This window comes from Pseudomonas fulva NBRC 16637 = DSM 17717 (assembly GCF_000730565.1).
Classification (GTDB): Bacteria; Pseudomonadota; Gammaproteobacteria; order Pseudomonadales; family Pseudomonadaceae; genus Aquipseudomonas; species Aquipseudomonas fulva.
The window spans coordinates 29,697-55,487 of sequence record NZ_BBIQ01000010.1; the positions used below are offsets into that span (position 1 = coordinate 29,697).

A 25,791-nucleotide genomic window follows, 5' to 3' on the forward strand; every position below is an offset into this window, starting at 1 on the left:
GCATGAAGGCACGCGCTCGACTCGCTTCGCAGGCCCGCACGCGACGCCGCTCAACGATTGCTGTAACGGCCTTGCTTGCCGTGGGCGGGCATGGCCAGGTTGCTTCGTTCGGCAATCATCTGTTGCAGGTTGATCAGCTTCACACCCTGTCGCGCGAGGGTGGGTAGCTCGCGCTCCAGCACTTCGAGGGTTTGTGGATACGGGTGGCCAATCAGCACCGCTGACCCCTGCTTGCGCGCCAGGGCGATGCCTTGGTGCAGTTGGCGCGTGATTGCCTCTGGCGTGCGCTCGTCATCCAGAAACACATCCCTGGACACGTTCGCAGTACCCTGTGCCTGAGCTTGTGCCGCGGCCACGGTCGCGGCGCTAGTGCGGCTGTCGACGAAGAACAGGTCGCGTCGCTGTAGCTCGCCCATCAACCAGGTCATGGCGTCGCGTTGTGCAGTCATACGGCTGCCCATGTGGTTGTTCACACCAGCGGCATAAGGCACCTTGGCCAGGGCTGCATCAAGACGCCTGGCAAGCTCGGCCAGCGGCACGCCGGGGTGCCAGGCATAGGGCCCGGTGGCCGGGTCCATGGGCATGTGCAGGATGACGGTTTTACCCGCCTTGTGCGCTTGGCGGGCGAAGTCGGTGGCATGCGGGGTGTCAGGCATGATGGCCATGGTCACCGGCCCCGGCAGCGCCAGGGTTCGGCTGTCGCGTTCGGGGCTCTGACCCAGGTCATCGATGATGATGCTCATGTACGCCTGGCCGGTGGGCGCTGCGTGCGCCACGCCCGCCACCAGCCCGATCAGCAGATACAGCAAATAACGCATGGGTGGCTCAGCTGCCTTTGGTGATGTTCAGGCCCTTGAGCAGACTCAGGGCCTGGCTCAGCTGGAAGTCGTTGTCCTGGGGCCGCTCCTTGCGCTTGCTGCTGCCTGTGGGGCGGTCGGCGCCACCATTGCCGTTGCCCAGGTGCCCTTGCAGGTCGGCTTCCTTGAAGTTGTCGTTGTCCGCTTCGGCCGTAAGCTTGGCCTGGCGGACCTCGATGTCCGGCACAATACCCTGGGCCTGGATGGAGCGACCGTTGGGGGTGAAGTACAGGGCAGTGGTCAGTTTCAGCGCACGGTCGTTGGCCAGTGGCAGCACTGTCTGGACCGAGCCCTTGCCAAAACTGTCGGTGCCCATCAGCACGCCGCGCTTCTGGTCCTGCAAGGCGCCTGCGACGATTTCCGAGGCCGAGGCACTGCCGCCGTTGATCAACACCACCAGTGGCACACCTTCGCTGGCATCGGCGGGGTCAGCCGAGAAGCGCAGCTCGGAATTGGCGATCCGCCCTTTGGTGTACACGATCAAGCCCTTGGTCAGGAAATGGTCAGCCACTTCTACCGCCGACTGCAACACGCCCCCCGGGTTGTTGCGCAGGTCCAGGATCACGCCACGCAGCTTCTTGCCGTTGTCCTTGCGCAGCTTGGCCAAGGCCTTGCCCACTTCGTCGCCGGTCTTGACCTGGAACTGGGTGATGCGGATGTAGCCGTAGTCGTTCTCAAGCAGCTGGCTCTTGACGCTCTTGACCTGAATGACTGCACGGGCCAGCGTCACATCGAACGGCGTACCCCCGTCGCGCACCAGCGTCAGGGTGATCTTGTCGCCCACCTTGCCGCGCATCTTGTCCACGGCTTCGGTCATGGTCTGGCCACGTGTCGGTGCGCCGTTGATCTTGACGATCAGGTCCCCCGCCTGGACACCTGCCTTGGACGCAGGCGTGTCATCGATGGGCGAGACGACCTTGATGAAGCCGTCTTCCTGGCCGACTTCTATGCCCAGACCGCCAAATTCACCACTGGTACTTTCCTGAAGCTCCTGGAAATCTTCAGGGCCCAGGTAGGCCGAGTGGGGATCAAGGTTGCTGAGCATGCCCTTGATGGCGTTTTCCAGCAGGGTCTTGTCATCGACAGGCTCGACATAGGCCGCCTTGATGCGGTCCATGACTTCAGCAAAAGTGCGCAGCTCTTCAAGCGGCAGCGGCGCCTTGGCCGTTACCTCTGTGGCCGGCACGGCTGCCGCCTTGGTCGGCTCTGCGGCAACGGCCAGGGGTGCGCCGACCGCCAGGGCGATGGACAGGGCCAGCTGGGTAAGACGGGGCGAGTGCAGCATGTCGAACGAACTCCTGATCCTGTAGACGCTCCCTTCGGAGCATGGGCACAGCACACGCTGCGCCACATAAGTTTGACTAGCCGCGGCACCACTGGGAGGGGTCGGAAGGCCGGCCCTGCTGGCGGATGGCGAAATACAGACCGGCAGCCTCCTGGCCACCACTGTCGCCGACTGTCGAAATGGCTTCGCCCGCCTTGACGACGTCACCGGCGCTCTTGAGCAGGCTCTGGTTATGGCCATACAGGCTCAGGTAACCATTGCCATGGTCGAGAATGACCAGAAGACCGGCGCCACGCAACCAGTCGGCGAACACCACACGGCCTCCATGGACAGCCCGCACCTGGGTACCGGGGTTGGCACTGATCATCACCCCGTCCCACTTGGCGCGTGAATCACCGCCGCGGGCATCCCCGAAGCGTGCCAGCAATCGACCATTGACTGGCCATGGAAGTTTTCCGCGGGAAGCAGAAAATGCACCGCCATAACTGGCACCGTCGCTCGAAACCATGGGCCCGAGGGTCGCGCGGGCCTTGCGAGGTGGCTCGACCGGCTCGGGTGCCTTGTCACGGGCGGCGGCGGCGAGGGCCTCTTGCTGGCGGCGTTTTTCCGCTTCCTGCTGGGCCAGCAGTGCGCGTTGACGAGCCTGCTCGGCTTCACGCGCCTGGCGGGCCAGGGTTTCCTCGATGGTCTTGAGCACCTTGGAGAGGTCGGCCTGGTCCTGCTCGCGGGCGCGCAACTTCTGGTCGCGGTCTTTCACATCGCCGTTGAGTTTGGCTAGCACCTCGCGGCGCTTGCCCCGTTCGACTTCCAGCGCCTGACGGCGGGTGTCGAGGTCGGCGCGCTGGGCCAGCAATTGCGCTTGTTGACTGCCGATGTCGCGTTCCACACCGGCCAGTTGGCGCAAGGTGTCATTGAAGGCGCGCAGTTGCTCCAGGCGTGCCTTGCTGAGGTAATCGTAGTAGGTGAGCGTTCGCGCAAATTTTTCGGGGTTCTGCTGGTTGAGCAGCAGCTTGAGGTATTCCTCACGGCCGTTCTGATAGGCCGAACGGGCCTGAATGGCGATCAGCCGCTGTTGTTCAACGCGGGCGCTCTGGAGTTTTTTTTTCTCGGTATCAAGGCGCTCCAGCTCGCCTTCGGTCTTTTTTAGTTGCTGCTGCAGGGCCTCCACCTGCTTTTCCAGGTTGCCGATGTCGGTTTCGGTGGCCTTTAGGTCTTTCTGCACACCTGCCTTTTCTTCCTGGAGCTTGCCCAAGGTTTTCTTGAGTTCGGCGATGTCCTGGCGGGTGGCGTCCAGTTGCTGCTGGGTCTGTGCCCGCTCATCGGCGAACGCCGGGGTGAGCAGGCAAGACAAGGCGAGAAGGATCAGGGCGCGAAGCATGGGTTTGGCATACCGGGGATGGAGACTGGCCTAGTATGAATGAGCGGCAGGCTGCACGCTACACGCCACAGGAAGGGGCCGTGAACCGGCACGTGCTTCGTGTGGCGTGTGGCATGACCGTCAGGCGTCGATCAGGATGGAAGTGCCTGTCATCTCGGCAGGCTTCTCCAGCCCCAGCAGCTTGAGCATGGTCGGTGCCACGTCTGCCAGCACGCCGCCTTCGCGGACCTTGAGGTTGCGCTTGCCTACATAGATGAACGGTACTGGCTCGGTGGTGTGCGCGGTGTGCGCCTGGCCGGTGGATTCGTCTTCCATTTGCTCGACGTTGCCATGGTCGGCCGTGATGAGCGCTTCGCCACCGACCTTTTCAAGCGCCGCGACGATGCGGCCCATGCAACCATCCAGGGCCTCGACGGCCTTGACTGCCGCATCGAACACACCGGTATGGCCAACCATGTCACCGTTCGCGTAGTTCACCACGATCACGTCGTGACGCTGCTGCTCGATGGCTTCGACGATACGGTCGGTGACCTCGGGCGCGCTCATTTCCGGCTGCAGGTCATAGGTGGCGACCTTGGGCGATGGGATGAGGATGCGCTCTTCGCCTTCGAATGGCTCTTCGCGCCCGCCCGAGAAGAAGAAGGTGACATGCGCGTACTTTTCGGTCTCGGCGATGCGCAGCTGGGTCTTGCCGTTGTTCGCCAGGTATTCGCCCAGTACGTTGTGCAGGCTGGCCGGCGCGAAGGCGGCCGGCGCCGGGATCTTGGCCGAGTATTGGGTCAGGCCGATGTACGCCGCCACTTTCGGCAGGCGCGCGCGCGGGAACTCGTTGAAGTCAGGCTCGACGAACACGCGCGACAACTCGCGGGCGCGGTCGGCGCGGAAGTTCATGAAGATCACCGCATCGCCATCTTCGACCTTGACGGGCTCGCCGATGCGCGTGGCCTTGACGAACTCATCGCTCTCATCGCGGGCGTAGGCTGCTTCAAGGCCGGCCAGGGCAGTATCGGCAGTGTATTGCGCGTCACTGTCGACGATCAGGTTGTAAGCGGCGCTCACCCGGTTCCAGCGGTTGTCGCGGTCCATGGCGAAGTAGCGGCCGATGAGGCTGGCGATGCGGCCTTTGCCCAGCCGGGCGAAGGTGGCGTCAAGCAGCTCGATGGAGGATTGGGCGCTGCGCGGCGGGGTGTCGCGGCCATCGAGGAAGGCGTGCAGGTAGATTTTTTCGGCACCACGCTGCGCAGCCAGCTCGGCCATGGCAACGAGGTGGTCCTGGTGGCTGTGAACGCCACCGTCGGACAGCAGGCCGAGAATGTGCACGGCCTTGCCAGCGCCCGCCGCCGCATCGACCGCACCCGTGAGCACCGGGTTGGTGAAGAACTCGCCGTCACGAATGGCCTTGGTGACGCGGGTGAAGTCCTGGTAAACGACGCGCCCGGCGCCCAGGTTCATGTGGCCGACCTCGGAGTTGCCCATCTGGCCATCCGGCAGGCCGACATCCATGCCCGAACCGGAAATCAGGCCGTGCGGCTGGGTAGCCTGCAAGCGGTCGTACACCGGCGTATTGGCGGCGTGGATGGCATTGTATTCAGGGCTTTCGCTGTAACCGAAGCCGTCCAGGATGATCAGGACCAGGGGTTTGGGCGTGCTCGTCATCAATCAAACTCACGGTTGTTCAAAGATGATAAAGACACGCATTTTAGGGCAAATGCGCCGGGTATGGGCGAATAATCGTCCTCGAACCCGACCGGTGCACCCATGCGGCAATGTGTAACGGCGCTTGATCGGCGCTCCGGTCAGGCTTTGGTGGCACCGGGCTGGTGTGTATACTGGCCGGCATTTTCAATCGCGTGGAACACCCCAGATGGTTGCTAACCTGATTCAATTCGCGACAAACCACTACCTCCTGGTGGCGATCTTCGTCGTTCTGCTGGCGGCCTTGCTGGTCAACGAAATCCGCCGTGGCGGGCAGAGCCTGAGCAATGGGCAACTCACCGCCCTGGTCAACGCCGACAAAGGGCTGGTGATCGATATCCGCCCGGCCAAGGAATATGCTGCCGGTCACATCGTCGGTGCGCTCAGCATCCCCCAGGACAAGCTGGCCACCCGCATGACCGAGCTCGAAAAGCACAAGGACAAGACCCTGATCGTGGTGGACGCGATGGGTCAACATGCCGGCACCGTGTGCCGCGACCTGCTCAAGGCTGGTTACAACGCTGCCAAGCTCAGCGGTGGCGTTTCCAGCTGGAAAGCCGACAACCTGCCTTTGGTGAAGTGATATGAAGCCTGTCATCGTCTATTCCAGCGACTACTGCCCCTACTGCATGCGTGCCAAGTACCTGCTCCAAAGCAAGGGTGTGGCATTCCAGGAAATCAAGGTCGATGGCAAGCCGCAGGTTCGCGCTGAGATGACCCAGAAGGCCGGCCGCACCTCCGTGCCGCAGATCTGGATCGGCAGCACCCACGTCGGTGGCTGCGATGAACTGCATGCCCTGGAGGGCGCCGGTAAGCTCGACGCATTGCTGGCCGACTGATTTTTGCACTGCATTCCCAAACATTAGGATAAGGATCTGCCATGACTGACCAACAGACCACCGGCGCTGCTGCAGAAGACAACAGCCCTCAGTTCTCGATGCAGCGCATCTATGTGCGTGACTTGTCGTTCGAAGCCCCGAAAAGCCCGCAGATCTTCCGTCAGACCTGGGAGCCGAGCGTCGGGCTGGACCTGAACACCAAGCAGAAGGCCCTGGAAGGTGACTTCCACGAAGTGGTGCTGACCCTGTCGGTGACGGTCAAGAACGGTGACGAAGTCGCCTTCATCGCCGAAGTGCAACAGGCGGGTATCTTCCTCATCAAGAACCTGGATGCCGAGTCGATGAGCCACACCCTGGGTGCGTTCTGCCCGAACATCCTGTTCCCGTATGCTCGCGAAACCCTGGACAGCCTGGTGACCCGTGGTTCTTTCCCGGCCCTGATGCTGTCGCCGGTCAATTTCGACGCGCTGTATGCGCAAGAAATGCAGCGTATGCAGGAAGCCGGCGAAGCACCCACCGTGCAGTGATCGCCCGCTTCACCAAAAGCGCCCTCAGGGGCGCTTTTTGTTTGTCTGGCGTACAGCCTCACGCCGGAGGTCCCGTAGGGCATTGCGCTGCTGCCTGACGCTAGTCAGCTACCGGCAAACCCGTTCTGACGCCAGGCTTCGTACACCGTCACAGCTACCGTGTTGGACAGGTTCAGGCTCCGGCACCCGGGGCGCATGGGCAGTCGCAGTCGTTGTTCGGCGGGCAGGCTGTCCAGCACATCCGTCGGCAGGCCGCGGCTTTCGGGGCCAAACAGAAATGCGTCGCCAGGCTGGTAGGCCCCTTCATGGAAAGGGTGCGAACCCTTGGTCGTGAAGGCGAAGAGCCTTGGCTGGCCCAGGCTTTCCAGGCAGTGCGCCAAGCTCGGGTGGCGCTTGAGCGTGGCATACTCGTGGTAATCGAGGCCTGCGCGGCGCAAGCGCTTGTCGTCCAGTTCGAAGCTGATGGGCTCGATCAAGTGCAGCGCGCACCCGCTGTTGGCGCACAGGCGAATGATGTTGCCCGTATTGGGTGGAATTTCGGGTTGAAAAAGGATGACGTGAAACATGCACGGCTCCAAGCATGAAGATGGTGAGCATTCTACCCCTGAACCGGACGTGCGATCGAAAGCCTTCCCCCGGGTGATGCTTTCACTGGCAATCGTGGGCGTGATGATCGGTTTGATGATTGGCCGTCTGACCGCGCCCGTGGAGCGCGAGCTGCAGCAGGTGAGCGTGGCGCAAGATGGGTTGGTGTTGTGGTTCAACGCAGAACCCAAGCTGCATGGGGAGAATGTGGAAGGTACCGTGGCGTTGCTGTTTCAGGCCAAGGGCCGCCCCCAGCGAGGGCAGTTGACCGTGCGTGGCAAGCCGGTCAGCTGGCGGGTGCAGGACAGCCAGGAGGGCCTGCTGTTGACGGTGGTGGCTGCGCGTACGCTGCAGGGCCACTGGTCCAGTGAAGAAGTGTCTGGACGCTGGCGGGTGCAGGTGGACCTGCGCGAATAAAAGAGGGGATTCCCGGCCTGCCTGTACCAAGGTCCCCGAAACGTGTGCGTGAGCGAATAAAAGAGGGGTCACCTGGCCTGCCTGTACCAGGGCCCCCGAAACGGATGTTATTTGTCCTGTTGCAGGTGCCGTGCCAACTTCTGAGCCCCGCTATAACAGGGTGAAAAGGGGAAAACGGCCAGTGTTTGCGGCCATTTGTGCCTTCGGGCGGTGCGTCTGGCACAGAAACGGTGCAACCATGCGCCTAAATGAAAAAGGGCCGCGAAGCGGCCCTTTTCAGGTGTTCTGCAGTCGTCTACGCCTGGTGGTCTTCACCTTCCTCTTCGTCACCACCGGCTACGTTCATGCCTAGTTCCTTGATCTTGCGCGTCAAGGTATTGCGACCCCATCCCAGCAACAGTGCCGCATCTCGGCGCCGCCCGGCGGTGTGCTTGAGGGCCGTCTCGATCATGATGCGCTCGAAACTCGGAACGGCGCTGTCAAGCAGGCTGGTCTGCCCGCGCGCCAGTGCCTGGTCCGCCCACTGGCGCAGTGCTTGCTCCCAGTTGGTAACCGGTGCGGCATCCTGTGGCAGGTTCAACAACTCAGGTGGCAGGTCGCCGATCAATACCTCACGGCTCGAAGCCATTACCGTGATCCAGCGGCAGGTGTTTTCCATCTGGCGCACGTTGCCCGGCCATGGCAGGTTGCGGATGAACTCCTCGGTCTCTGGCTTGAGTACCTTGGGTTCTACCGATAGCTCCTGGGCCGCCCGGGCCAGGAAGTGGCGGGCAAGGGCGGGAATGTCTTCACGGCGGTCCGCCAACCGAGGGATATGAATGCGGATGACGTTCAGGCGATGGAACAAGTCCTCGCGGAACTTTCCGGCCTGCACCAGCGCTTCCAGGTTCTGATGGGTAGCAGCAATGATGCGCACGTCGACCTTGACCGGAATATGGCCGCCTACGCGATAGAACTCGCCGTCGGCCAACACACGCAGCAGGCGCGTCTGGGTATCGGCCGGCATGTCGCCGATCTCATCGAGAAACAGCGTGCCGCCGTCCGCTTGTTCGAAGCGCCCTCGACGCAGGTTGGCCGCGCCGGTGAAAGCGCCTTTTTCATGGCCAAACAGCTCAGACTCCATCAGGTCCTTGGGGATCGCCGCCATGTTCAGGGCGATGAAGGGGGCGGCTGCGCGCGGGCTGTGCCGATGCAGCGCGTGGGCGACCAATTCCTTGCCCGTACCGGACTCGCCATTGATCAGCACGGTAATGTTGGAATGGCTCAGACGGCCGATGGCGCGGAACACCTCTTGCATCGCCGGCGCTTCACCGATGATTTCAGGGGTGCGCGCCAGGTTTTGTGGAACTTCCAACCCTTGCTGCTCCTGGGCGTGCTGGTTGGCACGCTTGACCAGGGCAACCGCTTCGTCCACATCGAAAGGTTTGGGCAAATACTCGAAAGCACCGCCCTGATATGACGCCACGGCGCTGTCCAGGTCCGAGTGCGCGGTCATGATGATGACCGGCAGGCGAGGGTGCTGGTCGCGTATCTGCGCCAACAGCTCCAGACCACTGGAGCCAGGCATGCGGATGTCGGAAATGATCACGTCAGGCTGCTGACGGGCCAGTCGGCCCATGACGCCCTCGGCACTGTCGAAGCTCTGGGTGGTCATCCCTTCCTGTTGCAGGGCTTTTTCAAGGACCCAGCGAATGGAGCGATCATCGTCGACGATCCATACGGTTTCACTTCGGCTCATGAGGCGGTGGCTCCTTGTTCCAGGGGCAGATAGATAGAGAAGGCGGTGTGACCTGCGTGGCTTTCACACTCGATCAGCCCCTGGTGCTGACTGATGATGTTTTGGGTAATGGCCAGGCCCAGGCCGGTACCGTCCGGGCGACCACTGACCATGGGATAGAAAAGGGTGTCCTGCAGCTCGGCAGGGATGCCGGGGCCGTTGTCGATGATCTCGACGCGCGCCACCAGGCGATGGCGCACGTGACCGATGGTGAACTGGCGCAGTGCCCGGCTGCGCAAGGTGATGCGGCCCAGGCGCAGCTCATTTTGCGAGCTGATGGCCTGCATGGCGTTGCGCACGATGTTGAGCACAGCCTGGATCATCTGTTCGCGGTCGATCAGCACGTCCGGAAGGCTAGGGTCATAGTCACGCGCCAGGGTGATGCAGCCCTGGCTCTCGGCCTCCACCAGGCTGCATACCCGCTCCAGCACCTCATGGATGTTGGTCATGGCCAGCGATGGCAGCTTGTTCGAGCCCAGCATGCGATCGACCAGGTTACGCAGGCGGTCAGCTTCTTCGATGATCACGTTGGTGTAATCGCGCAAGCTCTCTTCGGGTAACTGACGCGCCAGCAATTGTGCTGCACCGCGGATGCCGCCCAAGGGGTTCTTGATCTCATGGGCCAAGCCGCGCACCAGCATCTTGGTGGTCTCCTGCTTGCTTAGCTGGGCTTCTTCCTTGGTGATGCGCAGCAGGCGATCGCGTGGGTGGACCTCCAGCAGCAGCAGGGTCTGGCTCAGGTGCAGGATCGGTGTAACGGCATAGTCCACCGTGATGGTCTGCCCCGTCAGCGAGGTCAACTGGGCTTCACGCTTGGTAAAGGGGTGTGCCTGCTCCACGGCCTGGCGCAGCGAGCTCAACGCTTCGGTGGACTCGGTGAACAGCTCGCTGATGAACTGCCCGTGGCTGCGCTGGCCACTGACGGCCAGCAGCATTTCGGCGGCCGGGTTCATGTATTCCAGCCGCAGCTCGGCGTTGAGCAGCAGCGTGGCCGTGGTCAGGTTGTCCAGAAGCAGACGGTGTTGTGCATCACTGATGGTCATGGTGCGGCGTCGACCTCTTTCGGTGCTTGCTGGCAAAGGAGCCGCGCTGTGCGCGACACATCCAGTGGTTGCTGTTGGTCTGGAAATGCAAGAAACAAACCAAGGCGCCGAAAAGAGGCAGATTCGACAGGATCCTGTAACTTTTCGCCCAGATTCGCACCAGAAGACGCTGCATTAACGTTTCAGGTGCTTCATTTTGGAATAAATAACGGTGCAACCAGGAAATTGCTGCACCATTTTGGAGCATAGGGCTTTTACGAGGGATCGCAAAGCTGGCCAGTTGCCCTGATCATGCCCTGCTTCATCAGCGGTGCATTTGGCCGGCTTGCAATAGCGCTAGCCACGCGCTGCGCACAGGCCCGCCCGTCCTGACGCCTGAATGCCGCAAGCTGTTCAAGCAATTGACTTTCGAGCCTGTCCAGCTGCGGGCGAATGACCGTTTGCAGGTCCGCCCGCAGGTGGTGCGGCGCTTGTCCTGCCAAGCGCCATTGGTGCAGCAGGGTGTACTGCACAAGCTTGTTGGCTTCCATCTGGTCGGCAAAAAAGGCTTCGGTATCGTGCGGGGCCAGGCCAAACACAGGTGCAGCCACCTGCACGCGCATCAGGACCTCTTGCTCGCGTTCAGTGGCTTGCACGGGTTGCCCTTTGTCCCACTTGTGCAAGGCAACGGCCTGCGCAATGGCCAGGCGCTGCTCAATGGTAGCTAACAACGGCTCAAGAGCAGGGTGTTGCGGTGCAGCAGCAGTGCAGCCAGTCAAGCTGAACGCTGTAAACAGACAAAGCAGTCGATTGCGCATACAGGGTGCCTCCTAGGGATGGAGGTCTGATTCTGAGAGGGATGGGCAACGCACCGAGGTAGGTAACTTCCGAAATGCCTGAAGTCCAAAACGCAAACGGCCTCCCAAGGGAGGCCGTTTCGATCCAGTCATCGGCGCCAGGCGCCGATCAGATCAGCAGCTGTAGTACAGCTCGTATTCCAGCGGATGGACGAAGGTACGGACCTTGATTTCTTCTTCGCTCTTGAGCTCGATGAACGCGTCGATGAAATCATCGGAGAACACGCCGCCCTTGGTCAGGAACGCACGGCCCTTGTCCAGCTCTTCCAGGGCTTCCTTCAGGCTGCCGCACACCTGTGGGATGTCCTTGGCCTCTTCAGGCGGCAGGTCATACAGGTTTTTGTCGGCTGCATCGCCTGGGTGGATCTTGTTCTGGATGCCGTCCAGGCCAGCCATCAGCAAGGCCGCGAAGGCCAGGTACGGGTTAGCCGATGGGTCTGGGAAACGCGCCTCGATACGGCGGGCTTTCGGGCTGCCGACATAAGGGATACGGATCGAAGCCGAACGGTTGCGTGCCGAGTAGGCCAGCATCACGGGTGCCTCGAAACCTGGGACCAGACGCTTGTACGAGTTGGTCGACGGGTTGGTGAAGCCGTTCAGGGCCTTGCCGTGCTTGATGATGCCGCCGATGAAGTACAGGGCGGTGTCGGACAGGCCGGCATAGCCTTCACCTGCGAAGGTGTTCTTGCCGTCTTTCCAGATCGACATGTGCACGTGCATACCCGAGCCGTTGTCGCCGTACAGCGGCTTCGGCATGAAGGTAGCGGTGCGGCCGTAGGCGTCGGCAACGTTGTGCACGACGTACTTGAGGGCCTGGACTTCGTCGGCCTTCTTCACCAGGGTGTTGAACTTGACGCCGATTTCGTTCTGGCCGGCAGTGGCCACTTCATGGTGGTGCACTTCGACCAGCTGGCCCATCTCTTCCAGTGCGTTGCACATGGCAGTACGGATTTCGTGGTCGTGGTCGAATGGCGGTACTGGGAAGTAGCCACCTTTGACGCCTGGGCGGTGGCCTTTGTTGCCGCCTTCGATATCGGCACCGGTCATCCACGAGCCTTGCTCGGAGAAGATCTTGAACATCGAGCCGGAGATGTCCGACTGGAACTTCACTTCGTCGAAGATGAAGAACTCAGGCTCCGGGCCGGCGAACACGGTGTCACCGATGCCAGTGCTCTTGAGGTATTCCTCGGCGCGCTTGGCGATCGCACGTGGGTCACGGTCGTAGCCCTGCATGCTCGACGGGTCGACGATGTCACAGGTAATGATCAGCGTCGGCTCTTCGGTGAACGGGTCCAGAACGGCAGTCTCGTCTACCGGCATCAGGATCATGTCGGAGGCTTCGATGCCTTTCCAGCCAGCGATGGAGGAGCCGTCGAACATCTTGCCGACTTCGAAGAAGTCTTCGTCCAACGCATCACGCGCCGGCATGGTCACGTGGTGCTGAGTACCTTTGGTGTCCGTGAAACGCAGATCAATCCACTTGACGTCATGATCTTTGATGAGCTGAACCGACTTCGACATGTTGTCCTCCGGATGGTCTAGGGCACGGTTGGCCGCCGCCCTGGAAAAAGGGTGTTGCCGGGCGCGGATAGTCGGCCAAGCTTACCTGCCTCACAAGGGAGCAAATTGCATGCCAGTGCCCGAAAATGGCGAGGTCGGGACAGAAGGGGGCGTTTGTGGGCATCTGGCTGGGGCTGCAGGGAGAAATGTGCACCCTTACGATGCGATTTTTTTAATTGTCGCACCAATAAGGTGCATTGGGTCGAATGGCGTTGAATGGGATCGTACTCGACGTATGAGGCCGACTGGATGCAATGGGCCGTCTGCTCAAGATCGCAGATACCGCCTTCAAGCCCCGACGTGCGGTGTCTGAAGTTGGCTTCCTGCATTTTTCTGCAAGCTTCTGCTCAAAAGTTGGTCAAATCCTGAGCAATTTCCGATATAATTCGCGCCCCTCATTTTCGGCAGGCCCTGCGCGCGCTGTAAACCAATGAAACTTATCGTCAAAGTCTTCCCAGAGATCACCATCAAGAGCCGGCCGGTGCGCAAGCGCTTCATCCGTCAGCTCGCCAAGAACATCCGCAACGTGCTCAAGGATCTGGATCCTGAGCTCGTGGTCGATGGTGTCTGGGACAACCTCGAGGTAATCACCCGCATCGAGGACGAGAAGGTTCAGCGCGAGATCGTCGAGCGCCTGACCTGTACACCGGGTATTACCCACTTCCTGCAGGTCGAGGAGTACCCCCTGGGCGACTTCGACGACATCGTCGCCAAGTGCAAGCAGCACTTCGGCCACCTGCTGGCCGGCAAGCACTTTGCGGTGCGTTGCAAGCGCGGTGGGCACCACGACTTCACGTCGATGGACGTCGACCGCTACGTTGGCAGCCAGCTGCGCCAGCAGTGCGGTGCGGCCGGCATCACGTTGAAGAACCCGGAAGTGCTGGTACGCATCGAAATCCGCAACCAGCGCCTGTTCGTGATCCACAACCAGCACCAAGGGATTGGCGGCTACCCGCTGGGCGCCCTGGAGCAGACCCTGGTCCTGATGTCCGGCGGGTTCGACTCTACCGTGGCCGCCTACCAGATGATGCGTCGCGGCCTGATGACGCACTTCTGCTTCTTCAACCTCGGCGGACGTGCCCACGAACTGGGCGTGATGGAAGTGGCACACTTCCTTTGGAAGAAGTACGGCAGCAGCCAGCGCGTGCTGTTCATCAGCGTACCCTTCGAGGAAGTGGTCGGCGAGATCCTCAACAAGGTCGACAACAGCTACATGGGCGTCACCCTCAAGCGCATGATGCTCCGTGCCGCGGCGCGAATGGCCGAGCGCCTTGAGATCGACGCGCTGGTGACTGGCGAAGCCATATCCCAGGTATCCAGCCAGACCCTGCCGAACCTGTCGATCATCGACTCGGCCACCGACAAGCTGGTGCTGCGCCCTCTGCTGGCGACCCACAAGCAGGACATCATCGACCAGGCCAACGCCATCGGTACCGCCGATTTCGCCAAGCACATGCCCGAATACTGCGGCGTGATTTCGGTGAACCCGACTACCCATGCCAAGCGTCACCGCATGGAGCACGAAGAAAAGCAGTTCGAGATGCAGGTACTCGAGCGCGCCATCGAGCGCGCCAAGTTCATCTCCATCGACCATGTGATCGATGAGCTGGGCAAGGACATCGAGATCGAAGAAGTGGCCGAGGCATTGCCGGGCCAGATCGTCATCGATATCCGCCACCCCGACGCCCAGGAGGACGAGCCTCTGGCGATCGACGGTATCGAAGTCCAGGCGCTTCCGTTCTATGCCATCAACAGCAAGTTCAAGCACCTGGACCCCACGCGCCAGTACTTGCTGTATTGCGACAAAGGTGTGATGAGCCGTCTGCACGCACACCACCTGCTCAGTGAGGGACATGCCAATGTGCGTGTTTATCGTCCGGCATAAGACGCCAGGGCTGTATGGCGGCAGCATCCGCCATCGCCCTCCCGACCTGCGGGCCCGCTGAGCCTCAAACGTACTTATTCGCCGCCTACACTGGCGGCAACCGAATCCTCTGATCGAGATACAGTTGTGATCGAAAATCTGCGTAACATCGCCATCATCGCCCACGTTGACCATGGCAAAACCACCCTGGTAGACAAACTCCTGCGCCAGTCGGGCACGCTCGAGCGTAACGAGCTCAACGACGAGCGCGTGATGGACTCCAACGACCAGGAAAAAGAGCGCGGCATCACCATTCTGGCGAAGAACACCGCCATCAACTGGAACGGCTACCACATCAACATCGTCGACACCCCCGGCCACGCCGACTTCGGTGGCGAGGTTGAGCGTGTGATGTCGATGGTTGACTCCGTGCTGCTGCTGGTCGATGCCCAGGACGGCCCGATGCCGCAGACCCGCTTCGTGACCAAGAAGGCCTTCGAAGCTGGCCTCAAGCCAATCGTGGTCATCAACAAGGTCGACCGCCCGGGCGCGCGTCCTGACTGGGTTCTGGACCAGATCTTCGATCTGTTCGACAACCTGGGCGCCACCGATGAGCAGCTGGACTTCAAAGTCGTCTACGCCTCGGCCCTGAACGGCATTGCCGGCCTGGACCACACCGACATGGCCGAAGACATGACCCCGCTGTACCAGTCGATCATCGACAACGTACCTGCGCCTTCGGTTGACCGTGACGGCCCGTTCCAGATGCAAATCTCGGCACTGGACTACAACAGCTTCCTGGGTGTGATCGGCGTTGGCCGCATCGCCCGTGGTCGCGTCAAGCCGAACACCCCGGTTGTCGCCATCGACACCAATGGCAAGAAGCGTAACGGCCGTATCCTCAAGCTGATGGGCCACCACGGTCTGCACCGCGTCGACGTTGAAGAAGCCCAGGCTGGCGACATCGTCTGCATCAGCGGTTTCGACGAGCTGTTCATCTCCGACACCCTGTGCGACCCAACCGCCGTCGAAGCGATGAAGCCACTGACCGTTGACGAGCCAACCGTGTCCATGACCTTCCAGGTCAACGACTCGCCGTTCTGCGGCAAGGAAGGCAAGTTCGTCACCAGCCGGAACATCAAGGACCGTCTGGACAAGGAACTGCTGTACAACGTAGCCCTGCGCGTTCAGGAAACCGATTCTCCTGACAAGTTCAAGGTATCGGGCCGTGGCGAGCTGCACCTGTCGGTGCTGATTGAAACCATGCGTCGCGAAGGCTTCGAGATGGCCGTGGGCCGTCCGGAAGTGATCATTCGTGAAGTCGACGGCGTCAAGCAAGAGCCGTTCGAAAACGTCACCATCGACATCCCTGAAGAATCCCAGGGCAAGGTCATGGAAGAGATGGGCCTGCGTAAGGGCGACCTGACCAACATGGTTCCGGATGGCAAGGGCCGTGTGCGCCTTGAGTACAACATCCCGGCCCGTGGCCTGATCGGCTTCCGTAACCAGTTCCTGACCCTGACCAACGGTGCAGGCATTCTGACCTCGATCTTCGATCGCTACGACACCATGAAGTCGGGCCAGATGTCCGGCCGTCTGAACGGTGTACTGGTGTCGGTCGAAACCGGCAAGGCCCTGACCTACTCCCTGGAAACCCTGCAAGCGCGCGGCAAGCTGTTCGTCGAGCACGGTCAGGAAATCTACGGTGGTCAGATCATCGGCCTGAACAGCCGCGACAACGACCTGGGTGTGAACCCGACCAAAGGCAAGAAGCTCGACAACATGCGTGCTTCGGGTAAAGACGAAGTCATCGCCCTGGTACCGCCAGTGCGTCACACCCTGGAACAGGCCCTGGAATTCATCCAGGACGACGAGCTGTGCGAAGTCACGCCGAAGTCGATCCGTCTGCGCAAAAAGATCCTGGACGAAGGCGAGCGTACCCGCGCTGCCAAGAAAGCCAAGAACTGAGTTAGCTCAGGCTGAATGAAAACGCCCCCGGTCGAAAGGCCGGGGGCGTTTTTGTTTGTCTGGCGACTCGTTGTCCTGTCGGTGGCCAGCTAGGCTCCAGCGGTATGCAAATACCGACAGGTTATCGACCCCTATTGGGTCTTAGCGCCCAACCACCTTCGGCTTGTACGCACAATACCCCGGCCGTGGCCCGACCTTCGGATGGTTGCGGCAGGTGTCGGGGCGCTTGTCATAAATGGTGCACAGGCGGCTCTTACGATCCAGGTACATGCAATCGTCGTTGCTCATGCGCGTCAGGGTGAAGATGCCCGACTTCTGGTTGAAGCGCTCGATGATGCCTTCTTTCTGCAAACGCTTGGCCACGTTTTTAGGCGGCTCGTCTTTTTCGAATTCATCCACCACGCCGATGCGGATCAGGTCCTTGATCTTGACCTCCACCGGCAAGGTGCAGCAAGTTGAATGGCAGCCGCCGCACATGTGGCTGGCATAGCGCTGCCAAGTCTCCAGGCGGTCGACTTCGGCAGCGGCGATCAGGGTCGTTTTCATCGTTTTATGAGGCGGATCACGGTATAGGGCGCGCGATGATACCGGAATTGCTCAATTTATGAACAATTTTATGACCGGTTGCATGCGGCCACGCAAATACTCGAACACTGGTGATTGCGGCCGGTCGAAGCGTCTAGGCTCAACATTTGCTTTCTGCTCTTGTCCATTTGCCCCGAGGATGACGCATGTCCCAGGAACCCAAAGCGCGTGACGCTGAAGTCGCGGATTTTCGCGCTGCAGTGCTGGATAAACTTACCTATGCCGTCGGCAAGGACCCGGAGCATGCTTTCGACCATGACTGGTTCGAAGCCATCGCCCTGGCTGCGCGCGACCATATGGTCGATCACTGGATGGACCATACCCGGCAATCCTACCGACGCAGTCAGAAGCGGGTGTATTACCTCTCCCTGGAGTTCCTGATCGGTCGGCTGCTGTATGACAGCCTGAGCAACCTGGGCTTGCTGGACATCGCGCGCGACGCGCTGGATGGCCTGGACGTGGACCTGGAGCGCATTCGCCTGCTTGAGCCCGACGCGGCGCTGGGCAACGGCGGTTTGGGCCGGTTGGCAGCGTGCTTCATGGAAAGCATGTCAACGCTGGGCATTGCCGCGCATGGTTACGGTATCCGCTACGAGCACGGGCTGTTCCGGCAGGCCATGGTGGACGGTTGGCAGCAGGAACAGACGGAAAACTGGCTGGATTTCGGCAACCCATGGGAATTCGAGCGGGCCGAAGTCATCTACCCCATCAGTTTTGGTGGCAGCGTCGAAACGGTCAGCGACACGCATGGCAACCAGCGCCAGGTGTGGTCTCCCAGCGAAACCGTCCGGGCGGTGGCGTACGACACGCCGGTCGTTGGCTGGAGAGGCTCCAGCGTCAATACCTTGCGCCTGTGGCGTGCACGGGCGCTGGAGGAACTGCACCTGGAGCGCTTCAACGCAGGGGACCACCTGGGCGCCGTTGCCGAGGTGGCGCGCGCCGAAAGCATCTCCCGCGTACTGTACCCGGCCGACAGTACCGAGGCTGGCCAGGAGCTGCGCCTGCGCCAGGAGTACTTCTTCGTGTCGGCATCGCTGCAAGACCTGCTGCGTCGGCACCTGAACATGCATGACAGCTTGCTCAACCTGCCCGACGCGGCGGCTATCCAGCTCAACGATACCCACCCCTCCATCGCCGTGGCCGAGCTGATGCGGTTGCTGGTCGACGAACATCAAATCCCCTGGGACACCGCCTGGGAAGTGACCGTGGGCACCTTGGCCTACACCAACCACACCTTGCTGCCCGAGGCCCTGGAAACCTGGCCGGTGGCCCTGATGGAGCGCATGCTGCCCAGGCACATGCAGATCATCTACCTGATCAACGCCTACCATATCGATTCGTTGCGTGCCAAAGGCATGCATGATTTCGACCTGCTGCGTGCCGTGTCCTTGATCGAAGAAGACAACGGCCGGCGGGTGCGCATGGGCAACTTGGCGTTCCTTGGCTCGCACAGCGTCAATGGCGTATCGGCGCTGCACAGCCAGTTGATGAAGAGCACGGTCTTTTCCGAGCTGCACAAGCTGTACCCCCAGCGGATCAACAACAAGACCAACGGCATCACCTTCCGCCGCTGGCTCTATCAGTCCAACCCCCAACTGACCGGCATGCTGGTGGAGGCGTTGGGCCCCGAGCTGCTGGACGACCCTGAGCGCCTGCTGACCGGGCTGGTTCCGTTCGCCGACAAAGCCAGTTTCTGCAAGCAGTTCGCAGCGCAGCGGCTGCACAGCAAGCGTGCATTGGCGAGCATCATCCAGGATCGCGTGGGCGTTACGGTGAACCCGGAAGCGATGTTCGACGTGCAGGTCAAGCGCATCCACGAGTACAAGCGGCAACTGCTCAACCTGCTGCACACCGTAGCGTTGTACCAGGCTATTCGCCACGACCCGGGTACGCACTGGGTACCCCGGGTCAAGATCTTCGCGGGCAAGGCAGCGGCCAGCTACCATCAGGCTAAACTCATCATCAAGCTGACCAACGACATCGCCCGGGTGGTCAACAACGATCCCACCGTGCGCGGCCTGCTCAAGGTCGTGTTCCTGCCCAATTACAACGTAAGCCTGGCCGAAAGCATCATCCCGGCGGCGGACCTTTCCGAGCAGATATCCACGGCCGGCTACGAGGCCTCGGGTACCAGCAACATGAAGTTCGGCCTCAATGGCGCCCTGACCATCGGCACCCTCGATGGCGCGAACGTGGAGATGAGCGAGCAGGTCGGCCCCGACAACATGTTCATCTTCGGCTTGACGGCGCAGCAAGTGGAAGCGCGCAAGCGCGCCGGCGATTTCGGCGCCTCGGCTGCCATCGCGGCCTCCGGGCGCTTGAACGACGTGTTGCAGGCCATCCGCAGTGGTGTGTTTTCCTCGGACGACCCTTCGCGTTACACCGGTCTGATCGATGGCCTGATTGGCTACGACCGCTTCATGGTCTGTGCCGATTTCGATGCCTACTGGGACGCTCAGCAGCGGGTGGAAGACCTGTGGCACAAGCCGCAGCAGTGGTGGCGTATGGCAGTGCTGAACACGGCACGCATGGGCTGGTTCTCGTCGGACAGGACCATCCGCGAATACGCGACCGAGATCTGGAAGGCGCTGGACTGACACAGGGCAGGCCAGGTGGGCACCGCCACCTGGCTCGTCGACGTTGCCAGCAGCAGCGATCACAGGCCGCCCGGCGCCAGCATGGGGCCGGGCAGCCCTGTGCCGACCGTCGGCCTGGCGAGCGCTGAACTCCCGATCCATTGTGCCGTCTGACAGCCGTGGCGAGTCTCATCGCTCGCTAGCCCGCCGCTCTCCCTGTAAACTGCGTGGGTTTTCCATCCCCAATCCTGTTGGAGCCATACATGTCCCGCGTTACCCTGAGTCGCTATCTGATTGAGCAGACCCGCAGCAACAATACCCCTGCCGATCTGCGCTTCCTGATCGAAGTGGTGGCGCGTGCGTGCAAGGAAATCAGCCATCACGTGTCCAAGGGCGCCCTTGGCGGTGTGCTGGGCAGCATGGGCACCGAAAACGTCCAGGGCGAAGTCCAGAAGAAGCTGGACGTCATCTCCAACGACATCCTGCTCGAAGCCAACGAATGGGGCGGTCACCTGGCCGGCATGGCGTCCGAGGAAATGGACAACGCCTACCAGATTCCGGGTCGCTACCCCAAAGGTGCCTACCTGCTGGTCTTCGACCCGCTCGACGGCTCCTCCAACATCGACGTCAACGTGTCGGTCGGTACCATCTTCTCGGTACTGCGTTGCCCTAACGAGTACCTGAGCCAGAACGAAACCCTGAACGAAAATGCCTTCCTGCAGCCGGGCACCGAGCAGGTTGCGGCCGGCTACGCCATCTATGGCCCGCAGACCATGCTGATTCTGACCCTGGGCAACGGCGTCAAGGGCTTCACCCTGGACCGCGAACTGGGTAGCTTCGTGCTGACCCACGAGAACATCAGCATTCCGGAAACCACCGCCGAATTCGCCATCAACATGTCCAACCAGCGTCACTGGGAAGCCCCGGTACAGCGCTACGTGGGCGAGCTGCTGGCAGGCGAGACCGGCCCGCTGAAAAAGAACTACAACATGCGTTGGATCGCCTCGATGGTGGCCGACGTACACCGTATCCTCACCCGTGGCGGCCTGTTCATGTACCCGCGCGATGCCCGTGAGCCGAGCAAGCCGGGCAAGCTGCGCCTGATGTACGAAGCCAACCCGATGTCGTTCATCATCGAACAGGCCGGTGGCGCGTCCACCAACGGCTACGACCGCATCCTCGACATTCAGCCAGAGAGCCTGCACCAGCGTGTGTCGGTGATCCTGGGCTCGAAGGAAGAGGTTGAGCGCGTCACCGCCTACCACAAGGAGTAAGTCATGCTCGCACCTTGGCAGCCTTTGCTGGAATGGTGGTTCGGTTGGGGCACCAGCGCCCAGGCCGTGGCTGACGAGAAGAGCGCCCAATGGTTCGGCAAGCATCACGACGCCGAGGCCCAGGCGCTGTTCGGTGAGCTTGTCGACCAGGCCTTGGCAGGTGGGCTCGACGAGTGGCAGCAGAGCCCTCAGGGCTGGCTTGGGCTTCTGCTACTGCTCGATCAGCTGCCACGCATGATCTACCGCGACACGCCACGTGCGTTCGAGGGTGATCGGCGTGCGCAAGTGGTCGCCCTGCAGGGGTTGCAGAAGGACTGGGATTATCAGTTGCTCCCGATCCAGCGGGTATTCGTGCTGCTGGTGCTCGAGCATGCCGAAGTGCTGGACTGGCAGAACATGTCCGTCGAGCGCTACCAGGTGCTGCTTGACGAGCAACCTGAAGCCAACCGTCGGTTGTTCGAAGGCTTCCTGGATTATGCCCAGCAACACCAGCGGGTAATCGAGCGGTTTGGCCGGTTCCCGCACCGCAACCTCGTGCTGGACAGGCCCAGTACCAGTGAAGAGATGGATTTTCTGCTCGAGCCGGGTTCCAGGTTCTGAAGCAGCCCTCTACGTCCAATGACTGAGGCCGCCCTCCATGGGCTAATGCGATTGACTTGACACCATTGGGGCCGCACAGCGGCCCCATTAGTGTCTGCTGTTTCAGACCCGGCCCAGGCACGTAAAACCCCATATTGAACACACCAAGCCCCGGGCGGCTCATTCGAATAAGTCATTTTCCCGATCAGCGGTAGCGGTCTTGGGCAGTTCCAACAGGGAACCTGGGAGGCATTTTCCCGTCGAAGGGCACTGCAGGCCACTCGCCTGCTCCCTCGTTCAGGAGTGTCTTCATGTCGTTGCGTTCCCTCGCCCTGTTGTCGCTGTGTGTCGTGCTCGCCGCCTGCAGCAAGATCAATCAGGAAAACTATTCCAAACTCAAAGCCGGCATGAGCAAGGCCGAGGTCGAGCAATTGCTCGGCACGCCGACCGAGTGTTCTGGCGCCTTGGGCATGAGCAGTTGCACGTGGGGGGACGAGCGGAGCTTCATCAGCGTGCAGTACGCGTCGGACAAGGTCTTGATGTATTCGGGGCAGGGTCTCAAATGAGGGCTGCCGGGCTACTGTTGGGCCTGTGCCTGACCCTCTTGCTCGGCGGGTGCGCGGGGTCGATGAACGACCCGCTTGCACCGAAGACCGCAGGGCAGGTGGATCTCAAGCGTTACCAGGGCAAGTGGTACGAGCTTGCACGCTTGCCCATGCGCTATCAGGCCGGCTGCGAACAGTCGGAGGCCCATTACAACCTCAAACCCGACGGGTCATTCGGTTTGCTGAACCGCTGCCGCACCCTGGGTGACGAGTGGCTGCGTGCCGAAGGCCATGCCTACATCGAGGCGCCAGGGCATACCGACAGGCTGTGGGTGGAATTCGACAACTGGTTCACACGCCTGGTCCCCGGCGTTGCCAGGGGCGAATACTGGATCTTGTATGTGGACGAGCGCTACCGCACCGCGGTTGTCGGCAGCCCGGACCGCAAGTACTTGTGGATTCTGTCACGCACGCCCAGCTTGCCGGCCTGGGAGCGCGAACACTTGCTGGCCAAGGCCCGCCAGCAGGGCTACGACACCAGCCGGTTGATCTGGCGAGCTTCCGACCAGCAGATCGTCAAGATGCACTGAGTGGGTTGCAGGCGTGGTGGGCGGAAGCGAACGTCATGCCTACCCGGGGCCTGCTGTAGCGCCTCAGCTCGAATCGCGGCCGCCGCTAAGCGGCCTTGGTCGGGTCATCCCAAAAGCTGCCGCAGTACCTGAGCGAATGCCGCGCGGCTTTGCTCCTCTTGCAGATGATGGCCTTGGCGTACCACCCATTGGCCATTGACCATCACGTCGCGAACCTGCCGGTCACCGCCGGCAAACAGCCACCGATTGAGAATGCCATCACCGTCGGCCATGGCGATGTAGGGGTCCTGATCATCAAGCACCAGCCAGTCGGCGCGCTTGCCTACAGCCAGTTCGCCAATGGGCTGACCCAGCGCCTGTGCACCCCCTGCCCACGCAGCGTCGAGCAAGGTGCGCCCGACCATCGGTTGGTCGCGGCGATGCAAGCGGTTGCGTCGCTGGTCGCGCAGGCGCTGGCCGTACTCCAGCCAGCGCAGCTCTTCAACCACGCTTAGCGAGACATGGCTGTCCGAACCAATCCCCAGGCGCCCGCCCTGTGCCAGGTAGTCTGTGGCCGGGAAAATGCCGTCGCCCAGGTTGGCTTCGGTCGTCAGGCACAATCCCGCCACGGCGCCGCTGCGGGCCATGGCTGTCACTTCGTCCGGCTGGGCGTGTGTGGCGTGCACCAGGCACCAGCGCTCATCCACGGCCACGTGCTCATACAGCCATTGCAAGGGTCGCAGGCCGCTCCAGGCCAGGCAGTCATCGACTTCCCGTTGCTGCTCGGCAATATGAATGTGCACCGGGCATTTGTCGTCACTGGCCGCCAATACCCCGGCGATCTGCCCAGGCGTCACGGCCCGCAGCGAGTGAAAGCACAAGCCCAGCCCCTGCGCCGGTTGCGCGGCCAGCAGCGGCGCCAATTGCGCCTGCAAACGCAGGTAGTGGTCGGTGGACTGGATGAACCGGCGCTGGCCATCGCTTGGCGTTTGGCCGCCAAACCCTGCATGGCTGTAGAGTACCGGCAGCAGGGTCAGGCCGATGCCGCTCTGCGTGGCCGCTGCGCTGATCCGGCGAGACAACTCGGTCGGGTCTGCATACGCATTGCCTGCCTGGTCATGGTGCACGTAATGGAATTCCGCCACCGCGGTATAGCCCGCTTTGAGCATCTCGATGTAGAGCTGGCGGGCGATGACCTGCAGCTGCTCAGGCGTGATCTGCCCGACCAGCCGGTACATGAGGTCGCGCCAGGTCCAGAAGCTGTCATTGGGGTCGCCGACGACCTCGGCAAGCCCGGCCATGGCCCGCTGGAACGCGTGGGAGTGCACATTCGGCATACCGGGAAGTAGGGGGCCCGCCAGACGCTCTGCGCCGCCGGCGCAAGCGCCGGCTTCAATGCGTGTCAGGAACCCGTCCGTACCGACGTCTAAGCGCACGTCTCGGGCCCACCCCGTAGGCAACAAGGCGCGTTGGGCAAAATAGGCGGGCATTGCAGGCTCCTGTTCTTGTTAGCTTGTATATACATATACAGGCGTTTGCCTGCCGGGTAAACTCCGGCAAGCTAACGCTCATTTCTTATGCACAAGGATTTCTGGCCGTGCCGACACCTCCTGCCAACGCGCTGGTTGCCCCCATGGGCGAAGGCCCGGCGCCGCTGTACGCGCGGGTCAAACAGATGATCAAGCAGCACATCGACGACGGTAGCTGGCCGCCGCATCACCGTGTGCCCTCGGAAAGCGAACTGGTCAGCCAACTGGGCTTCAGCCGCATGACCATCAATCGCGCCCTGCGCGAGCTCACAGCCGAGGGGCTGTTGGTGCGCATGCAAGGTGTCGGCACCTTCGTAGCCGAGCCCAAAGGCCGCTCGGCGCTGTTCGAAGTGAACAACATCGCCGACGAAATCGCCGCACGCGGGCACCGGCATAGCTGCCAGGTCGTGGTGCTTGCCGAGGAAGCTGCAGGTTCCGAGCGAGCGCTGGCCTTGAACATGCGCGAAGGTCAACGGGTATTTCATTCGCTGATCGTGCATTTCGAGAACGATACCCCGGTGCAGATCGAAGATCGCTACGTCAATGCGGCCGTGGCGCCCGAATACCTTCTGCAGGACTTCACCCGTCAGACGCCTTATGCCTATCTGTCCCAGGTAGCTCCGCTGACAGAGGGCGAGCATGTGGTCGAGGCGATCCTGGCAGAGCCTGAAGAATGCCAGCTCCTGCAAATCGAACGCGGCGAGCCATGCCTGCTGATCCGCCGCCGTACCTGGTCCGGGCGCCAGCCGGTCACGGCCGCGCGCCTGATTCACCCCGGTTCGCGCCATCGCCTGGAAGGACGTTTTGGCAAATGAGCCGATTGCATGTGTTGCAGGCGCGGGACTATCCGCGCATGCCCTGGAAAAACGGCGCTGGCTTCACCGAGGAAATCGCCCGTGACCACGGCAACGGCCTGGACGGTTTTGGCTGGCGCTTGTCGATTGCCGATATCCAGGCGTCGGGCGCTTTTTCGAGCTTCGCCGGCTACCAGCGGATCATCACCGTGCTGCAGGGCGATGGCATGCGTCTGTGGGTAGACGGCCAACTCAGCCGGCCGCTGCTGCCATTCGACGGGTTTGCCTTCGACGGCGCAAGCGAGGTCGATTGCCAACTGATCGGCGGGCCGATTCGTGATTTCAACCTCATCTATGCACCGCAGCGCTATCGGGCGCGCTTGCAGTGGCTGGAGGGTGTCAGCCGTCTGCACACCTCGGCCTCGACCGTGCTGCTGTTTGCCGCCAGCCAAGCGGTAGAAGTGGCGGCGGGGCACCAGGCCCTGCAATTGGGGCGTCATGACTGCCTGCAACTGGAAGGTAACGAAGCGTTGCTGGCGTTGGACGTACAGGGGCAGTGCTGCCTGATCGAACTCGATCCCCGTTGAGCTGACCCTGGGCTGGCATCGCTTGCGGCGTCAAGGTCTGCGAATTTCACTTGTCCATGCTTGTACATACAAGTAAGGATGTGTTTGTATTGTTCCACGACACATCTGCTGCAGCCGACCGC

General features: G+C 61.5%; 24 protein-coding genes. 13 read left to right on the forward strand and 11 right to left on the reverse strand.

Going from position 1 to position 25,791, the window contains the following annotated elements; translation table 11 throughout:
• Nucleotides 1–50: 50 nt before the first annotated feature.
• The 4 genes from PFU01S_RS11730 to gpmI form a co-directional block, all read right to left on the reverse strand.
• Nucleotides 51–818, reverse strand: a complete 768-nt coding sequence (locus tag PFU01S_RS11730) for a divergent polysaccharide deacetylase family protein (protein ID WP_027914080.1) — start codon at nt 816–818, stop codon at nt 51–53.
• Nucleotides 819–825: 7 nt separating this feature from the next.
• Nucleotides 826–2,142: a S41 family peptidase gene (locus tag PFU01S_RS11735; RefSeq protein ID WP_023533072.1), complete on the reverse strand. Its 1,317-nt coding sequence runs from the start codon at nt 2,140–2,142 to the stop codon at nt 826–828.
• Nucleotides 2,143–2,218: 76 nt separating this feature from the next.
• The gene (locus PFU01S_RS11740) at nt 2,219–3,520 is read right to left on the reverse strand and encodes a murein hydrolase activator EnvC family protein (protein WP_028687277.1); all 1,302 of its coding nucleotides are present in this window, start codon (nt 3,518–3,520) and stop codon (nt 2,219–2,221) included.
• Nucleotides 3,521–3,640: 120 nt separating this feature from the next.
• Nucleotides 3,641–5,176: a 2,3-bisphosphoglycerate-independent phosphoglycerate mutase gene (gene gpmI, locus PFU01S_RS11745; protein WP_028687276.1), complete on the reverse strand. Its 1,536-nt coding sequence runs from the start codon at nt 5,174–5,176 to the stop codon at nt 3,641–3,643.
• Between the two features lie 208 nt (nt 5,177–5,384).
• Here gpmI and PFU01S_RS11750 point away from each other — a divergent pair, with 208 nt between their 5' ends.
• From PFU01S_RS11750 to secB, 3 genes are read left to right on the forward strand one after another with little or no spacing between them, the layout of a single operon-like run.
• Nucleotides 5,385–5,798 carry a rhodanese-like domain-containing protein gene (locus PFU01S_RS11750; protein WP_023532978.1) on the forward strand — a complete coding sequence of 138 codons (414 nt, stop codon included), beginning with the start codon at nt 5,385–5,387 and terminating at the stop codon, nt 5,796–5,798.
• A gap of 1 nt (nt 5,799) precedes the next feature.
• Nucleotides 5,800–6,054: a glutaredoxin 3 gene (gene grxC / locus PFU01S_RS11755; protein WP_027914077.1), complete on the forward strand. Its 255-nt coding sequence runs from the start codon at nt 5,800–5,802 to the stop codon at nt 6,052–6,054.
• 41 nt (nt 6,055–6,095) lie between these two features.
• The gene (gene secB, locus PFU01S_RS11760; RefSeq protein ID WP_023532907.1) at nt 6,096–6,581 is read left to right on the forward strand and encodes a protein-export chaperone SecB; all 486 of its coding nucleotides are present in this window, start codon (nt 6,096–6,098) and stop codon (nt 6,579–6,581) included.
• 104 nt (nt 6,582–6,685) lie between these two features.
• Here the strand turns inward: secB and trmL are convergent, their stop codons facing one another.
• On the reverse strand, nt 6,686–7,147 hold the full coding sequence (gene trmL, locus PFU01S_RS11765) for a tRNA (uridine(34)/cytosine(34)/5-carboxymethylaminomethyluridine(34)-2'-O)-methyltransferase TrmL (protein ID WP_028687275.1): 462 nt from the start codon (nt 7,145–7,147) through the stop codon (nt 6,686–6,688).
• On the opposite strand from trmL, the gene PFU01S_RS11770 reads away from it, so the two are divergent.
• On the forward strand, nt 7,146–7,583 hold the full coding sequence (locus PFU01S_RS11770; protein WP_027914075.1) for a hypothetical protein: 438 nt from the start codon (nt 7,146–7,148) through the stop codon (nt 7,581–7,583). The genes trmL and PFU01S_RS11770 overlap by 2 nt on opposite strands.
• A gap of 295 nt (nt 7,584–7,878) precedes the next feature.
• Here the strand turns inward: PFU01S_RS11770 and ntrC are convergent, their stop codons facing one another.
• The 4 genes from ntrC to glnA form a co-directional block, all read right to left on the reverse strand.
• Entirely contained in the window at nt 7,879–9,321 is a 1,443-nt protein-coding gene (gene ntrC / locus PFU01S_RS11775; RefSeq protein WP_027914074.1) for a nitrogen regulation protein NR(I), read from the reverse strand.
• Nucleotides 9,318–10,403: a nitrogen regulation protein NR(II) gene (glnL, locus tag PFU01S_RS11780; protein ID WP_027914073.1), complete on the reverse strand. Its 1,086-nt coding sequence runs from the start codon at nt 10,401–10,403 to the stop codon at nt 9,318–9,320. Before glnL ends, ntrC begins: the two co-directional genes overlap by 4 nt.
• Before the next feature lie 254 nt (nt 10,404–10,657).
• On the reverse strand, nt 10,658–11,200 hold the full coding sequence (locus PFU01S_RS11785; protein WP_028687274.1) for a chorismate mutase: 543 nt from the start codon (nt 11,198–11,200) through the stop codon (nt 10,658–10,660).
• A gap of 153 nt (nt 11,201–11,353) precedes the next feature.
• Nucleotides 11,354–12,760 carry a type I glutamate--ammonia ligase gene (gene glnA, locus PFU01S_RS11790; protein ID WP_023532915.1) on the reverse strand — a complete coding sequence of 469 codons (1,407 nt, stop codon included), beginning with the start codon at nt 12,758–12,760 and terminating at the stop codon, nt 11,354–11,356.
• 469 nt (nt 12,761–13,229) lie between these two features.
• On the opposite strand from glnA, the gene thiI reads away from it, so the two are divergent.
• Nucleotides 13,230–14,684, forward strand: a complete 1,455-nt coding sequence (gene thiI / locus PFU01S_RS11795) for a tRNA uracil 4-sulfurtransferase ThiI (RefSeq protein ID WP_027914071.1) — start codon at nt 13,230–13,232, stop codon at nt 14,682–14,684.
• A 126-nt stretch (nt 14,685–14,810) separates the two neighbouring features.
• A complete protein-coding gene (gene typA, locus PFU01S_RS11800; RefSeq protein WP_023532979.1) occupies nt 14,811–16,631 on the forward strand; it encodes a translational GTPase TypA in 1,821 nt (606 codons plus the stop codon).
• Nucleotides 16,632–16,772: 141 nt separating this feature from the next.
• Here typA and PFU01S_RS11805 read toward each other — a convergent pair whose 3' ends face one another.
• On the reverse strand, nt 16,773–17,177 hold the full coding sequence (locus tag PFU01S_RS11805) for a YkgJ family cysteine cluster protein (protein WP_016712459.1): 405 nt from the start codon (nt 17,175–17,177) through the stop codon (nt 16,773–16,775).
• Nucleotides 17,178–17,362: 185 nt separating this feature from the next.
• Between PFU01S_RS11805 and PFU01S_RS11810 the strand changes: the two genes are divergently transcribed.
• The 5 genes from PFU01S_RS11810 (at nt 17,363) to PFU01S_RS11830 (ending at nt 22,780) form a co-directional block, all read left to right on the forward strand.
• On the forward strand, nt 17,363–19,813 hold the full coding sequence (locus PFU01S_RS11810; RefSeq protein ID WP_028687273.1) for a glycogen/starch/alpha-glucan phosphorylase: 2,451 nt from the start codon (nt 17,363–17,365) through the stop codon (nt 19,811–19,813).
• A gap of 242 nt (nt 19,814–20,055) precedes the next feature.
• On the forward strand, nt 20,056–21,066 hold the full coding sequence (locus PFU01S_RS11815) for a class 1 fructose-bisphosphatase (protein WP_023532920.1): 1,011 nt from the start codon (nt 20,056–20,058) through the stop codon (nt 21,064–21,066).
• Between the two features lie 3 nt (nt 21,067–21,069).
• Nucleotides 21,070–21,666: a DUF924 family protein gene (locus PFU01S_RS11820; RefSeq protein WP_027914069.1), complete on the forward strand. Its 597-nt coding sequence runs from the start codon at nt 21,070–21,072 to the stop codon at nt 21,664–21,666.
• Nucleotides 21,667–21,956: 290 nt separating this feature from the next.
• Nucleotides 21,957–22,211, forward strand: coding sequence for an outer membrane protein assembly factor BamE domain-containing protein (gene bamE, locus PFU01S_RS11825; protein ID WP_027914068.1), 255 nt, complete (start codon nt 21,957–21,959; stop codon nt 22,209–22,211).
• A complete protein-coding gene (locus PFU01S_RS11830; RefSeq protein ID WP_028687272.1) occupies nt 22,208–22,780 on the forward strand; it encodes a lipocalin family protein in 573 nt (190 codons plus the stop codon). The genes bamE and PFU01S_RS11830 overlap by 4 nt, the downstream gene beginning before the upstream one ends.
• 104 nt (nt 22,781–22,884) lie before the next feature.
• Here PFU01S_RS11830 and PFU01S_RS11835 read toward each other — a convergent pair whose 3' ends face one another.
• Complete coding sequence (locus tag PFU01S_RS11835; RefSeq protein ID WP_028687271.1) at nt 22,885–24,249, reverse strand: formimidoylglutamate deiminase; 1,365 nt, start codon at nt 24,247–24,249, stop codon at nt 22,885–22,887.
• Between the two features lie 143 nt (nt 24,250–24,392).
• On the opposite strand from PFU01S_RS11835, the gene hutC reads away from it, so the two are divergent.
• Nucleotides 24,393–25,103 (forward strand): histidine utilization transcriptional repressor HutC, encoded by a 711-nt coding sequence (gene hutC, locus PFU01S_RS11840; RefSeq protein ID WP_173645899.1) that lies wholly within the window; start codon nt 24,393–24,395, stop codon nt 25,101–25,103.
• Nucleotides 25,100–25,669, forward strand: a complete 570-nt coding sequence (locus PFU01S_RS11845; protein ID WP_028687270.1) for a HutD/Ves family protein — start codon at nt 25,100–25,102, stop codon at nt 25,667–25,669. The genes hutC and PFU01S_RS11845 overlap by 4 nt, the downstream gene beginning before the upstream one ends.
• Nucleotides 25,670–25,791: the final 122 nt, after the last annotated feature.

Excerpts from the sequence above, each read along its gene's own strand:
- trmL (WP_028687275.1), bottom strand. The coding sequence starts at position 7,147 with ATGTTTCACGTCATCCTTTTTCAACCCGAAATTCCACCCAATACGGGC.
- PFU01S_RS11785 (WP_028687274.1), bottom strand. The coding sequence starts at position 11,200 with ATGCGCAATCGACTGCTTTGTCTGTTTACAGCGTTCAGCTTGACTGGC.
- gpmI (WP_028687276.1), bottom strand. The coding sequence starts at position 5,176 with ATGACGAGCACGCCCAAACCCCTGGTCCTGATCATCCTGGACGGCTTC.
- PFU01S_RS11730 (WP_027914080.1), bottom strand. The coding sequence starts at position 818 with ATGCGTTATTTGCTGTATCTGCTGATCGGGCTGGTGGCGGGCGTGGCG.
- secB (WP_023532907.1), top strand. The coding sequence starts at position 6,096 with ATGACTGACCAACAGACCACCGGCGCTGCTGCAGAAGACAACAGCCCT.
- ntrC (WP_027914074.1), bottom strand. The coding sequence starts at position 9,321 with ATGAGCCGAAGTGAAACCGTATGGATCGTCGACGATGATCGCTCCATT.
- bamE (WP_027914068.1), top strand. The coding sequence starts at position 21,957 with ATGTCGTTGCGTTCCCTCGCCCTGTTGTCGCTGTGTGTCGTGCTCGCC.
- glnA (WP_023532915.1), bottom strand. The coding sequence starts at position 12,760 with ATGTCGAAGTCGGTTCAGCTCATCAAAGATCATGACGTCAAGTGGATT.
- PFU01S_RS11815 (WP_023532920.1), top strand. The coding sequence starts at position 20,056 with ATGTCCCGCGTTACCCTGAGTCGCTATCTGATTGAGCAGACCCGCAGC.
- PFU01S_RS11735 (WP_023533072.1), bottom strand. The coding sequence starts at position 2,142 with ATGCTGCACTCGCCCCGTCTTACCCAGCTGGCCCTGTCCATCGCCCTG.
- PFU01S_RS11830 (WP_028687272.1), top strand. The coding sequence starts at position 22,208 with ATGAGGGCTGCCGGGCTACTGTTGGGCCTGTGCCTGACCCTCTTGCTC.
- grxC (WP_027914077.1), top strand. The coding sequence starts at position 5,800 with ATGAAGCCTGTCATCGTCTATTCCAGCGACTACTGCCCCTACTGCATG.
- PFU01S_RS11820 (WP_027914069.1), top strand. The coding sequence starts at position 21,070 with ATGCTCGCACCTTGGCAGCCTTTGCTGGAATGGTGGTTCGGTTGGGGC.
- thiI (WP_027914071.1), top strand. The coding sequence starts at position 13,230 with ATGAAACTTATCGTCAAAGTCTTCCCAGAGATCACCATCAAGAGCCGG.
- PFU01S_RS11835 (WP_028687271.1), bottom strand. The coding sequence starts at position 24,249 with ATGCCCGCCTATTTTGCCCAACGCGCCTTGTTGCCTACGGGGTGGGCC.
- PFU01S_RS11805 (WP_016712459.1), bottom strand. The coding sequence starts at position 17,177 with ATGAAAACGACCCTGATCGCCGCTGCCGAAGTCGACCGCCTGGAGACT.
- PFU01S_RS11770 (WP_027914075.1), top strand. The coding sequence starts at position 7,146 with ATGCACGGCTCCAAGCATGAAGATGGTGAGCATTCTACCCCTGAACCG.
- hutC (WP_173645899.1), top strand. The coding sequence starts at position 24,393 with ATGGGCGAAGGCCCGGCGCCGCTGTACGCGCGGGTCAAACAGATGATC.
- PFU01S_RS11740 (WP_028687277.1), bottom strand. The coding sequence starts at position 3,520 with ATGCTTCGCGCCCTGATCCTTCTCGCCTTGTCTTGCCTGCTCACCCCG.
- PFU01S_RS11750 (WP_023532978.1), top strand. The coding sequence starts at position 5,385 with ATGGTTGCTAACCTGATTCAATTCGCGACAAACCACTACCTCCTGGTG.
- PFU01S_RS11845 (WP_028687270.1), top strand. The coding sequence starts at position 25,100 with ATGAGCCGATTGCATGTGTTGCAGGCGCGGGACTATCCGCGCATGCCC.
- glnL (WP_027914073.1), bottom strand. The coding sequence starts at position 10,403 with ATGACCATCAGTGATGCACAACACCGTCTGCTTCTGGACAACCTGACC.
- PFU01S_RS11810 (WP_028687273.1), top strand. The coding sequence starts at position 17,363 with ATGTCCCAGGAACCCAAAGCGCGTGACGCTGAAGTCGCGGATTTTCGC.